Genomic DNA, 12,393 nt, shown 5'->3' on the forward strand with positions numbered 1-12,393 from the left:
GGGGGTCCGCAGCGCCCGCTCGGCGAGCAGCCGCCGCTCCCCCGTGATCGACACCTCCGCCGTCACCGCCGCGTCCGCCGCCGAGGCGCCGGCCGCTCGCGGGGGCGGGCCGGCGGTGCCGGCTCGCGACCCCGCGGAAGTCGCGGTACTCGCGCGCGAGTCCTGCGACTTCCGCGGGGTCGGCGGCCGGGAGCGCGACGGCCGCGTAGCACCGCAGTCGCCAAGCGCAAGGGGCCCGCGCGAGCCGGGGGCCCGGCCTAGCGTGGAAGGAGCGGCGCCGCCGGTGGCGGCCCGCGGAGAAGACCGATGCAGAGGAGAGTCATGCCCGCCCTGACCGACACGTTCACGCTGTCCAACGGAGTCGCCATCCCGAAGATCGGGTTCGGCACCTGGCAGATCCCCGACGGCCCCGAGGCCTACGACGCGACGACCGCCGCGCTCGAGGCCGGCTACCGCCACATCGACACCGCCCGCGCCTACGGCAACGAGGCGAGCGTCGCCCGGGCCCTGCGCGACAGCGGCGTCCCGCGCGACGAGGTGTTCATCACCACCAAGCTCCCGGCCGAGGTGAAGGACTACGAGGGCGCGAAGGCGAGCTTCGAGACCACCATGGCGGCGCTCGAGCTCGACCACGTCGACCTGTACCTCATCCACGCCCCGTGGCCCTGGCAGGACATGGGCTCCGACCACCGCGAGGGCAACATCGCGGCGTGGAAGGCGATGGAGGAGATCCTCGAGGACGGTCGCTCGCGCGCCATCGGCGTCTCGAACTTCCAGGTCGCCGATCTGGAGTCGCTGATCGCGGCGACCGACGTGGTGCCGCACGCCAACCAGATCCGCTGGTTCGTCGGCAACACCCAGGACGAGACGACCGCGTACTGCAAGGAGCACGGCATCCTCGTGGAGGGCTACTCGCCGCTCGCGACGGGCGGCCTGCTCGACAACTCCGACATCGGCGAGATCGCCGCGAAGTACGACAAGTCGGTGGCGCAGCTCTGCATCCGCTACCTGCTCGAGAAGGACGTGCTGCCGCTGCCGAAGTCGACGACGCCCTCGCGCATCGTCGAGAACGCCGACGTCGACTTCGAGATCTCGTCCGAGGACCTCGCGCACCTCGACTCGCTCGTCGACACGGAGTCCTGACCCGCGGGCGCCTGCTCCTGACGGTCCGGAGGCCGTCGCACTCGAGCTCGAGCGCGGCGGCCTCCGTCGTCTCGGCGCGTCCTGCGCCGCCTCCGCTCGCGAGTGCGCAGGAGTTGTCGCAGTGGCCGTCGAGTGCGACGACTCCTGGCTTCTCGCCGGGCTTATCCCGACCGCGGTTCCGTGAGTGTGCAGGAGTTGTCGCAGTCGGTCTCGAGTGCGACGACTACTGGAGTCTCGGGGTGCTCGGCGTAGGAGCGACGGGCGTCCGGCGTCCCGAGGCCGCTCGCGAGTGCGCAGGAGTTGTCGCAGTGGGCGTCGAGTGCGACGACTACTGGCTTCTCGTCGGGCTCATCCCGATCGCGGTTCCGCGAGTGCGCAGGATTTGCCGCAGTCGGTCTCGAGTGCGACGACTCATGGCTTCTCGCCGAGGCGAGCCGGGGCGAGGCGGGGCGAGGCGGGGCGAGCCGGGGCGGGCCCGCCCGCCCCGGCCGGCGCCCGCGCGTCAGGCCAGGCGCAGCAGGCGGCAGCCGTGCGGCTCGAGCTCGAGCTCGACGGCGCCGCCGACGATCGGCAGCTCGGCGCCGCTCCACACGTTGACGGCCGAGGTCGCGCCGGAGCAGCCCAGGTCGGCCAGGTGCGCCGAGTAGGTCCGCGCCGACGAGCCCAGCCAGAACACTCCGCGCCACTGCTCGTCGCCGCGCCACGCCGACCACACCACCAGGTCGCCGTCGCGGACGATCTCGCGGCTGCCGTCGCTGCCGAGGAGCGCGAGGACGTCGCCGTTCGTCAGCAGCGCGAGAGTGTCGGCGGGCGTGTCCGGGAGGTGCCCGCCCATCATCAGCGGCGAGCGGAGCAGGCACCACAGCGTCACGAGCGTCCGCTGCTCCGCGGGCGTGAACCGCGAGAGCCGGTCCTCGCCCACGTGCGCGCGCACGCCGATCCGCCCCAGCGGCAGCATGTCGGCGTCGGCCCACGCGCCGGGGCGCTGGTGCGGCGCCCAGCGCGCGGCCCGCTGGAACTGCTCGTGCAGGTGCGCCCAGTCGTCCCAGAAGTCGTCCGAGATCCGCCACATCTGCGCGGTCGAGCGCAGCAGCTCGAGGTTCTCGAGCGAGAGCTGCTTGCCCGGGGAGAGGCTCAGCACCATCGGGCGGCCGGTCGCGTCGATCGCGCGGGAGAGGGCGGCGATCTCCTCCGCCTGGATCGGCGGGTAGAGCACGTCGTCGAGCTTCACGAAGTCGACGCCCCACGAGGCCAGCTGCGCCATCACGGAGTCGTAGTACTGCTGTGCGCCGGGCGCGCTCATGTCGACGCCGAAGTTGTCCGGGTTCCACGGGCAGACGTTCCCGCGGTCGGCGATGTCGGCGCAGGTCGCCTCCGACCCGAGCACCGGCAGGCCGAGCTCGGCGGCCCGCCGGGGGACGCCGCGCATCAGGTGCACGCCGAAGCGGAGGCCGAGGGCGTGCACGCGCGCGGCCAGCGCCGTGAATCCGCCCCTCGCCGCGGAGGGGAAGCGTCCGGCGGCGGGCTGCGGGCGGCCCCAGTCGTCGAGCACCGGCTCCGACACCTCCTGGTAGCCGCTCGTGCCGGGATCGGGCTCGTACCACTGGATGTCGACGACGACCGTGTCCCAGCCGTGCGGCAGGAGGTGCTCGGCGAGGTACTCGGCGTTCGCGAGCACCTCCTCCTCCGTCACCGAGGCGCCGAAGCAGTCCCAGCTGTTCCAGCCCATCGGCGGGCGGCGGGCGGCCTCCGTGCGCGCGGCGATCACGACAGCTCCAGCGTCACGGTCGCGAAGGAGTGCGGGGGCAGCGTGACGCGCAGTCCTGTCGCCGTGGTCTCGATGCCCTCGAGGGCGACGGGGCTCACCTCGTCGGCGGCGCCAGGCCGGTTGTGCGCGTCGGGGCGGTCGGCCGTCAGGAGGCGGCCGGTCGCGCCGGTCACGGTCCCACCGCGGAAGTCGAGGGAGACCTCGAGCGGCTCCTCCAGGTCGACGTTCGTCAGCGAGACCAGGACGCGGCCGTCCTTCGTGGAGGCGGAGGCGGAGGCGACGGGGATCTCGCGGCCGTCGACCGCGTGCGTCGGGCCGGCGACCGTGGTCGGCAGCACCGTCGCGTCGTGGTGCCCCTTGTTCATCTCGATCACGTGGTAGGTCGGCGTGCGGACCATCTCGCCGCCGTCCGGGTCCGTCAGCAGCATCGCCTGCAGCACGTTCACCGTCTGCGCGATGTTCGCCATCGTCAGGCGGTCGGCGAAGCCGTGGAAGACGTCGAAGTGCCAGGCCGCGACCATCGCGTCGCGGATCGTGTTCTGCTGGAAGAGGAAGCCCGGGTGGGTCCCCGGCTCCACGTCCCACCAGGTGCCCCACTCGTCGAGCACCATCCCGTACTTCTTCTCGGGGTCGTGGACGTCCATCACCGCGGCGTGCGAGCGGAGCAGCTCCTCGATCCCCTGCGCGGCCACGATCGTGCTCCAGTAGGTGTCGGCGTCGAAGTCGGTCGCGCTGCCCTTCGCGTGCCAGCTGCCGCCGATCGTGTAGTAGTGCACCGAGACCGACTCCCACGGCACGGAGGAGAAGGGATGCCCCTCGATCTCGGGGATCACCTCCATCAGCGTCTGCGTCCAGTGGGTGTCGGCGCCGTCGGCTCCGGCCGCCACGCGGTAGAGCGGAGTGTCGTTGCCGCTCTGCACGAAGGTCCCGAACTGCCGCGCCAGGTCGGCGTAGGCGCCGGCGCGCATGTTGCCGCCGCAGCCCCACGTCTCGTTGCCGAGCCCCCAGAAGCGGACGGTCCACGGCTCCTCCCGGCCGTGGGAGCGGCGCAGGTCGGCCATCGGCGACTTGCCCGCGCCGGTGAGGTACTCGGCCCAGTCCGCCATCTCCTGCACGGTGCCGGAGCCGATGTTGCCCGAGATGTAGGCGTCGGCGCCGAGCAGCTCGCAGAGGGCCATGAACTCGTGGGTGCCGAAGGAGTTGTCCTCCGCGACTCCGCCCCACTGAGTGTTGATCAGGCCGGGACGCTCCTCGCGCGGGCCGATGCCGTTGGTCCAGTGGTAGCGGTCGGCGAAGCAGCCGCCGGGCCAGCGGAGGTTGGGGATGTCGAGGGCGCGGAGGGCCTCGACGACGTCCAGGCGGATCCCGCCCTCGTTCGGGACGGGCGAGTCCTCGCCGACCCAGAAGCCGTCGTAGATGCACCGGCCGAGGTGCTCGGCGAAGTGGCCGTAGAGGTGGCGGCTGATGGTGGCGCCGGGGCGGTCGAGGTCGACGGTGACGGTGCTGTTCACGGGGTGCTCCAGGGTGGTGGCGGACGGGTCGGCGGCGGTGTCGGCGGTGTCGAGGACGCCGGGGGCGGCGGCGGTGCTCACGCGGTCTCGCGGACGAGCCGCAGGACGATCGCGCGGTCGGCGTGGAAGGTCGGCAGGTCCAGGCCCGCCTCGCCCAGCAGGCTCCCCGAGTAGGCGGGGGTCGGGGCGTCGGAGTCCAGCGGCACCGTCGACTCCAGCCAGTGCGGGCTCTGCCAGGGCGGGCCGAGCGAGCCGGGGCGCGCGGTCTCGATCCGGTAGCGCGCCCGCGGATCCAGGCCCGGGAGGCGGACGCGGCGGCGCGAGTCCGCGGTCAGCGCGGGCGTGACCAGCGTGTACAGCGCCTCCGAGCCGTCCGGCGCGACGACGCCCCGCAGCGACGGCGCGTCGGGGTCGGAGTCGTCGCCCCCGACGACCCGGCCGGTCGCGATCAGGCCGCGGTGCTCGCGGTACGCCGCGATCCAGCCCGCCAGCACGGGCTCCTCCTCCGCGTCCAGCTCGCGGAGGTCCCACTCGATCCCGAAGTGGCCGAGGAAGGCGATCGCGCAGCGGGTGTGCAGGTCGCTGGTGCGACCGGTGACGGAGTTGACCGGCGAGGCGACGTGCGATCCGAGCATCTCCGGCGGCACGAGCAGCCCGGTCCAGCGCAGCATCCGCGAGCGGTCCAGCGGGTCCTGGTTGTCGGAGGTGTGCACGCGGTCGGTGCGCTCGAGGATCCCCAGGTCGACCCGGCCGCCGCCGGAGGCGCAGCTCTCGATCTCGAGCTCCGGGTGCCGGGCGCGCAGCTCGTCGATCAGCCGGTACAGCGCGAGCGTCTGCTCGTGCACCGCGGCCGTCCCGGTGGCGGGGTGGCCCGCGTCGATCAGGTCGCGGTTGTGGTCCCACTTGAGGTACGCGACGCCGAGGTCGGCGACCAGGCCGTCGAGCACGCCGAGGATGTGCGCGAACGCGTCGGGGTTCGTCAGGTCGAGCACCTGCTGGAAGCGGAACCGCGGCGGCAGCTCCTCGCGGGCCCGCAGGATCCAGTCGGGGTGCGCGCGGGCGAGGTCGGAGTCCTCGTTGATCATCTCGGGCTCGACCCAGAGGCCGAACTCCATGCCCAGGCCGCGGACGTGCTCGGCGAGGGGGAGGAGGCCGTCGGGCCAGGCGACGGGGTCGGGCGTCCAGTCGCCGAGGCCGGCGCGGTCGTCACTGCGGCCGAGGAACCAGCCGTCGTCGAGCACGTAGCGCTCGACCCCGAGGGCGGCGGCGCGGTCGGCCAGCTCGGCGAGGACGGCGAGGTCCTGGTCGAAGTAGACCGCCTCCCAGACGTTGAGCGTCACCGGGCGCGGCCGGCGCGAGGAGCGGGAGACCCCGCGGAGGTGGGCGTGGAAGCGCGCGGCCGCGGCGTCGAGGCCGTGGCCGAAGCTGCCGGAGATCCAGGGGGAGGAGTAGCTCTCGCCGCTCGCGAGGCGCACCTCGCCGGGCAGGAGCAGCTCGCCGCCGCGGAAGGCGAGCCAGCCGTCGCCGCGCTCCACCGCGTGCTCGTGGTTGCCGCCGATGCCGACGTGGCAGAGCCAGACCCGGCCGTCGGCGGAGTCGAAGCCGGGGGTGCCGACCGCGACGACCGTCGTCGCGTCCAGGCCGGTGCGGCCGCGCCGCGAGGAGCGGGAGTGGGTGCCGGTGACGACGGGGTGGCGCTGGGGGATCTTCTCGGTGCCCCAGCGGCCGGAGAAGTCCAGGATCTCGCGGGCCTCGGTCGGGATCCGGAGGGCGGGGTCGACGCCGATCACCTCGAGGTGCCCGGCGCCGTCGTTGCGGACCGAGACGCGGGTCCTGAGCAGTCCGGCAGGGGAGAGAACGATCTCTAGGACCACCCCGATCCGGGCCTGCGCGTCGTGCGCCTCGACGGTCACGGCGGCGCTGCCGGCCTGCGCGACCGCTCCCTCCGCGAGGGCCTCCCCGTCCACCGAGACGGTGTCCACGGTCAGTCTCGGCGACCAGCCGGCGCCCTCCCGGTGCACCCGGAGACCCGGCAGGCCGGCCCAGCCGAAGGTGTGCTCGGGCAGGATCCCGGGCTCGTAGGGGACGTCGGAGGAGCCCTCGATCCCCGTCCGTACGGGAGTTCTTGCGAAAGCTGCGAGATCGTCGTCGCTCGCGTCGAGTCGCGGACCCCAGTGCAGCAGCACGGGCAGGTCGCCTCCCGACTGAGTGAGGAGGGCGGACACGTCATCGGCGACGAGATGGATCACTCTCGGGGATTGCATGTCCCCATTCCTATCGTCGATCCTGGTCTGAGTACAGCGAGAGATCGATCTCGACCCTCGGTCGGATGGACCACCGCGCGGATCGACCCGCGCCGATCGACCACCGCTCGCGCCGCTCATCCCCACCACCCACCGCCTCGACGAGGAGCACCCATGCCGCTGACCCACCCGGCCCCGCACGAGACCCGCCTGGAGCGCGGGGTGCTCGACGCGCGGCGGCGGCTCAACCGCGACTACCTCCTCTCGCTCACCGACGAGGGGCTGCTGCAGAACTTCCTGATCGAGGCCGGGATCGGCGACCAGGGCTGGCACCTGCACCCCTCGCAGGACTCGCGCGAGGCCCGCGGCCTCGACCGGCACTGGGGCTGGGAGACGCCGGGCTCGCAGCTGCGCGGGCACTTCCTCGGCCACTGGCTCTCCGCCGCGGCCCGCGAGGTCGCGGTCACCGGCGACCCGCTGCTGCGCGTCCGGATCGACTCCGTGCTCGACGGACTCGAGCGCTGCCAGGAGGAGAACGGCGGCGGCTGGATCTGGGCGATCCCGCGCGGCTACCTCGACCGCCTCGCGACCGGCCGCCCCATCTGGGCGCCGCAGTACGCGATGCACAAGCTGCTGATGGGCCTCGTCGACCTGCACCTCGACCTCGGCGACGAGCGGGCGCTGCGGATGGCGCGGGCCGCCACGGTCCCGCTGCTGGAGTGGGTCCGCGGATTCGACGACGCCGCGTTCCAGGAGATCCTCGAGGTCGAGACCGGCGGCATGCTCGAGGTCTGGGCCGACCTCCTCGCGATCACCGGCGACCCCGTCTACACCGAGCTGCTCGGCCGCTACGACCGCCGCTCCCTCTTCGAGGGCCTGCTCGAGGGCCGCGACGTGCTGACCAACATGCACGCCAACACCACGATCCCCGAGGTGCTCGGTGCCGCCCGCGCCTACGAGGTCACCGGCGACGAGCGCTGGCGGAGGATCGTCGAGGCCTACTGGGAGCAGGCGGTCACCCTCCGCGGCACCTTCTGCACGGGCGGTCAGACCTCCGGCGAGATCTGGACGCCGCCCTTCGCTTTCGCCGCTCGCCGCGGCGAGAAGACGCAGGAGCACTGCGTCGTCTACAACATGATCCGGCTGGCCGACGTGCTGCTGCGCTGGACAGGCGACCTCGCCTACGCCGACTACATCGAGCGGAACCTCTGGAACGGCCTCCTCGCCCAGCAGAACCCGCGGACCGGGATGGTCGCCTACTTCCTGCCGCTCGAGGGCGGCGCCCGCAAGGACTGGGGCAGCCCGACCGAGGACTTCTGGTGCTGCCACGGCACGCTGGTGCAGGCGCACACGCGCCACTCCGGGCTCGTCTTCTACCGCGGCGGCGACGCCGAGCTGACGATCGCGCAGCACGTCGACGCGAGCCTGCGCCTGCCGTCCGCCGCCGGCGACGCGGCGGTGCGGGTCGAGGTGCTCGACACCGCCGGCTACGTCGGCCCGGACGCCAACGCGGGTGCCGCGGGCGACGTGCACCGCCCCACCGCCTCGCGGATCCGGGTCGAGATCGTCTCGGAGGAGGGGGCCGCGCTGCACGTGCGGCTGCGGGTGCCGGAGTGGACCGTCGGCGAGCCGGGGGTCGCGGGCGACGCCGAGCGCGTCCGGGCGGGCGACGGCGCGCTCCTGATCGAGCACCCCGGCGGCCGCACGAGCGTCGACCTCGCCTTCGGCACCGAGATCCGCGCCGTGCCGATCCCGGACGAGCCGGGCACGGTCGCCTTCGTCGAGGGCCCGATCGTGCTGGCCGGCCTCGTCGACCGCGAGATCGCGCTGCGGGGGCGCCTCGAGGACGCCCCCGCCCTGCTCGCCCCCGACAACGAGCGGCAGTGGACCCAGTGGCTGCGCGGATACCGCGCCGTCGGCCAGCCCGCCGCCGTCCGCTTCCGGCCTCTGCACGAGGTCGTCGACGAACCCTTCTCGCTCTACTTCCCGGTCTCGGCCGGGAGCTGATGGACAGGATCCCCTCCGTGACCTGCGCTCCGCGCTCATGACCGCCTCCACCGCCTCCCCCGCCGTCCGGGCGATGCCCCGCGGCCGCCTCCTGCTGCCGATCTTCGCGATGCTCGTCGGCTTCGGGCCGCTCACCATCGACCTGGTGCTGCCGTTCCTGCCGACGCTGCAGGACGATCTCGGCGTCTCGGTGGCGACCGCCCAGCTGGTCGTCACCGGCGCCACCTTCGGCTTCGCGGCCGGCCAGCTCATCTCAGGACCGCTCAGCGACGCGGTCGGCCGCAAGTGGCCGCTCGGCGTCTCGGCGGCGCTGCACATCGCGGCGAGCCTCGTCGCGGCGATGACCTCGGACACCGCGGTGCTGCTCTCGGCCCGCTTCGTCCAGGGCGCCGCCTGCACCGCCGCGGGCGTCGTCGTCACCGCCATCGTCCGCGACCTCTACAGCGGCAAGCGGCTCGTCACGATGCTCGCGAACCTCGCCGTGATCGTCTCGGTCTTCCCGATCCTGGTGCCCTCCGTCGGCGCGCAGCTGACCAAGGTGATCGACTGGCGCGGCTCCTTCCTCGCGGTCGCCGTCTGGGGAGCGCTCGCGACCGTGATCGCGCTCCTGGTGCTGCCCGAGACGCTGCCCCGCGAGCGGCGGCACCAGGGCGGGCTCGGCCCGTCGCTGCGCAACTCCTTCGGGATGCTCCGCCGGCCGCGCGTGCTGGCGCTCGCCGCCGCCTCGGCCGCGGGCTGGTCGGTCGGCTTCGCGTATCTCGCGACCGCTCCCTTCCTCTACACGAACGTCTACGCGGTCGGGCCCGACCTGTACGGGCTGCTGTTCCTGGTCACCTCGCTCGTGACGATCGCGGTCGGGCAGACGACGGGACGGGTGATCGTGCCGCGCTTCGGACCCCGGTTCGCGATGTTCGCCTCGGCGATAGTCACGGCGCTCGGCGCCGTCGTGGTCGCGGTGCTCGCGCTCACCGGCACGCAGCCGCTGCTCGTCGTCGTCGGCGCGCTGACGTTCGCGCTGGCCGGCCGCTCGCTCGGCTTCGCCCCGGTGCAGTACCTCTCGCTGCAGGGTCCGTCGAGCGAGGCGGGCAGCGTCACGGCGATCCTCGGCACGGTCAGCTTCACGGCGGCCGGACTGGTGATGCCGGTGATGGGCGCGTGGGCCGAGATCTCGCTGATCCCGTTCGCGATCCTGCTGCTGCTCGCGGGCCTGGTCGAGGGCGGCGTGGCGCTGCTGTTCCGGCCGGGCTCGCGGCGCTTCGATCCCGGGGCGCAGCGGCTCGAGGATGAGCCGGCGGGGGCCGCCGCATCGGCCGGCCCCCGCGCGCACGACGAGAAGAGCTGAGATGACCCTCCGGGAAGGAACCACCGTGGAACTGCGCTCCGGCGACTACACCCTCCGCGTCGAGGCGGGCGGCCTCGAGGTGCTCAAGGGCGAGCGCGTCCTTCACGCGAACGACCGGCCGCTGCGCGTCACGGTCAAGACCGTCGCCGCGATCAGCGAGTACTCCGGCGCGCCCTACGACGACGTCTCGCTGTCGGAGGGGGCGATCACCGCGAGCGGGACGATCACCGTCCGCTCCGGGTCGGCCTTCGCGGTCACCGACGTCTGGCGCGTCGCGGGCGACGGATTCTCCGTGCACCGCGACGTCGAGGTGCTGGCGGCCGGCGGCGACCTCGGCTTCTCCACCGCCGTCTCGCTCGGGCTGACCGGGTCCGACGACCTCCGCGACTACGAGTGCTTCGCCCCCGGCGCCTGGTACCGCGACAACGCCTTCGGTCCCGCCGACGCGATGGGCCGCGACCCCGGCAGCGAGTACTTCTGGCGCACCGAGACGCACTACGCGCTGCCGCTGTTCGCCGCGCAGAGCCTCGCGACCGGCGAGACCGTGGCGCTCTCGCGCTGGGCGGCCGACGCGACGCTGCCGCGCCTGGACGTGGTCCGCTCGGAGAACTTCACCGACCCGGAGTGCACCGTCGGCTCGATCGGCCTGAGCCGCCCGCAGGGCACGACGCTGAACTACCTCTACTACGGCTTCGGCGTGCGGACCCCGCTCGACGTGCCGCCCGCGGGCCTGTCGATCGACTACGTCCACCCGGGCGCCGACGGCGAGCGCCCGATCGACAACCCCTACTCCGGCCTCGACTACGACGCCGCCCCGAAGGCCCTGCAGCGGGTGAACCACCCGGTCGAGGTCGGCTTCCGCCAGCGCTACGCCGTCGCGGTCGACCTCGGCCGGTACGACGACTTCGCGACGATGATGCGCGCCACCTGGCGCAGCACCTACGCCCGGCTCCGCGACGACCTGTTCGAGGTCGACAACGAGCGGCACTTCCACCACGGCATGGCGATCCTCCAGCGCCTCACCCGCCGTTACGGCGACTCCTGGGGCCTGCCGTTCGCCTGTCAGCTGCCGGACCTCGACGTCTCGAGCGTCTCCTTCCAGTTCGGCTTCGTCGGGCAGCAGCCGGGCATCGGCTACCAGCTGCTGCGCTACGGCGACCGCGAGGGCGTGCCGGAGGCGTTCGAGCAGGGCGTCGGCATCGTCGACTTCTGGGCGCGGACCGCGCTGCCCGAGTCGGGCCCGCCGCGGATGTGCTTCAACCCCTCGCTCGGCGGCTTCGAGCCGTACCCGCACTACCTGCGGATGCTCGCCGACGGCGTCGAGGCGATCCTCGACGCCTACCTGCACCTGCGGGACCTCGGCGACGAGCGCCCGCTCTGGCTCGAGTTCTGCCGGCGGACCGCCGACTGGCTGCTCGAGGTGCAGGACGCCGACGGCAGCTTCCACCGCGCCTACAACGCCGACGGCTCGGTGCGGATGGACTCGCGCTCGAACACCCCGAGCGTGATCCGCTTCCTCGTGCAGCTGCACCTCGTGACGGGGGAGGGGCGCTACCGCGCGTCCGCCGTGCGCGCCGGCGAGTGGTCGTTCGCGAACATCCACCGCACGCTGGAGTACCGCGGCGGCACCTGCGACAACGCCGACATCCAGGACAAGGAGGCGGGCATCTACGGACTGTTCGGCTTCCTCGCGCTGTACGACCTGACGGAGGAGCCGCGCTGGCTGGAGGGCGCCGTCCGCGCCGCCGACTACACGGAGACCTGGACCTACGCGTGGTCCTTCCCGGTCCGCGCGCCCTGGGCGCATCCCTTCAACCGGTACTCGATCAGCGGACAGAGCATCATCACCCTCGGCGGCGGCGCCGACGTCTACATGGCGGCCTGCTCTTACAGCTACTACCGACTGCACCTGATCACGGGCGACGAGCACTACCTCGATTTCGCCGAGTTCCTGCACCGCAACACCCGCCAGTCGACCGACGTCGACGGCAGCATCGGCTACGCGATGCCCGGCCTCGGCCACGAGAGCGGCGACTTCGCGACCCAGACCCTGCGCAGCCACCACCACTGGCTGCCCTGGTGCACCTTCGTCGAGGTCGACCCGGCCTCGCGCCTGCGCGACACCTTCGGCGTCTACGAGATCGCCGATGCGCAGCGCCTGCCCGCCGCCGAGCGGGCGGCTCGCAACCGCGTCTACGACCGCTACGGGCACTCGCGGAGCTGAACCGACCCCACCGCATCCGGCGCGCGTCTCGTTCTCACGTCGACGCGGCCACACGGCGGGTCCGGCGGCCAGCGGGGACGACACCCGGTGCGCTGCTCCGCCTCCGTCGGCGGACCGGAGCTCGTTCCGCGTGCCGCAGCCGGACCCTCCGCAGC

At 73.1% G+C, this 12,393-nt stretch carries 7 protein-coding genes; 4 read left to right on the forward strand and 3 right to left on the reverse strand.

All coding sequences use genetic code 11. From position 1 onward, the window contains the following. Window positions 1-321 precede the first annotated feature (321 nt). Complete coding sequence (locus C5C36_RS07140; protein WP_104261718.1) at window positions 322-1,143, forward strand: aldo/keto reductase; 822 nt, start codon at window positions 322-324, stop codon at window positions 1,141-1,143. 502 nt (window positions 1,144-1,645) lie between these two features. On the opposite strand, the gene C5C36_RS07145 is transcribed toward C5C36_RS07140, so the two are convergent. The 3 genes from C5C36_RS07145 to C5C36_RS07155 are packed head-to-tail and all read right to left on the reverse strand — an operon-like array spanning window position 1,646 to window position 6,686. Continuing rightward, window positions 1,646-2,911 carry a glycoside hydrolase family 27 protein gene (locus C5C36_RS07145; protein WP_258072216.1) on the reverse strand — a complete coding sequence of 422 codons (1,266 nt, stop codon included), beginning with the start codon at window positions 2,909-2,911 and terminating at the stop codon, window positions 1,646-1,648. Then, window positions 2,908-4,503 carry an alpha-N-arabinofuranosidase gene (locus C5C36_RS07150; protein ID WP_374954345.1) on the reverse strand — a complete coding sequence of 532 codons (1,596 nt, stop codon included), beginning with the start codon at window positions 4,501-4,503 and terminating at the stop codon, window positions 2,908-2,910. The genes C5C36_RS07145 and C5C36_RS07150 overlap by 4 nt, the downstream gene beginning before the upstream one ends. Next, window positions 4,500-6,686, reverse strand: coding sequence for an alpha-galactosidase (locus tag C5C36_RS07155; protein ID WP_104309471.1), 2,187 nt, complete (start codon window positions 6,684-6,686; stop codon window positions 4,500-4,502). Before C5C36_RS07155 ends, C5C36_RS07150 begins: the two co-directional genes overlap by 4 nt. 153 nt (window positions 6,687-6,839) lie before the next feature. On the opposite strand from C5C36_RS07155, the gene C5C36_RS07160 reads away from it, so the two are divergent. Genes C5C36_RS07160 through C5C36_RS07170 form a run of 3 tightly spaced genes read left to right on the forward strand, consistent with a single transcriptional unit; the run spans window position 6,840 to window position 12,238 of the window. Continuing rightward, window positions 6,840-8,672, forward strand: a complete 1,833-nt coding sequence (locus tag C5C36_RS07160) for a beta-L-arabinofuranosidase domain-containing protein (protein WP_181072934.1) — start codon at window positions 6,840-6,842, stop codon at window positions 8,670-8,672. 37 nt (window positions 8,673-8,709) lie between these two features. Next, window positions 8,710-10,014, forward strand: a complete 1,305-nt coding sequence (locus C5C36_RS07165) for a multidrug effflux MFS transporter (protein WP_104309473.1) — start codon at window positions 8,710-8,712, stop codon at window positions 10,012-10,014. Window positions 10,015-10,039: 25 nt separating this feature from the next. Then, window positions 10,040-12,238 carry a hypothetical protein gene (locus tag C5C36_RS07170; RefSeq protein WP_104309509.1) on the forward strand — a complete coding sequence of 733 codons (2,199 nt, stop codon included), beginning with the start codon at window positions 10,040-10,042 and terminating at the stop codon, window positions 12,236-12,238. Window positions 12,239-12,393 lie beyond the last annotated feature (155 nt).

The sequence above is a fragment of the Rathayibacter sp. AY1G1 genome, from assembly GCF_002932095.1.
In the GTDB taxonomy this organism is placed as follows: Bacteria; Actinomycetota; Actinomycetes; order Actinomycetales; family Microbacteriaceae; genus Rathayibacter.

Coding starts and splice junctions, on each gene's coding strand:
- C5C36_RS07140 (WP_104261718.1), top strand. CDS start 322: ATGCCCGCCCTGACCGACACGTTCACGCTGTCCAACGGAGTCGCCATC.
- C5C36_RS07155 (WP_104309471.1), bottom strand. CDS start 6,686: ATGCAATCCCCGAGAGTGATCCATCTCGTCGCCGATGACGTGTCCGCC.
- C5C36_RS07160 (WP_181072934.1), top strand. CDS start 6,840: ATGCCGCTGACCCACCCGGCCCCGCACGAGACCCGCCTGGAGCGCGGG.
- C5C36_RS07165 (WP_104309473.1), top strand. CDS start 8,710: ATGACCGCCTCCACCGCCTCCCCCGCCGTCCGGGCGATGCCCCGCGGC.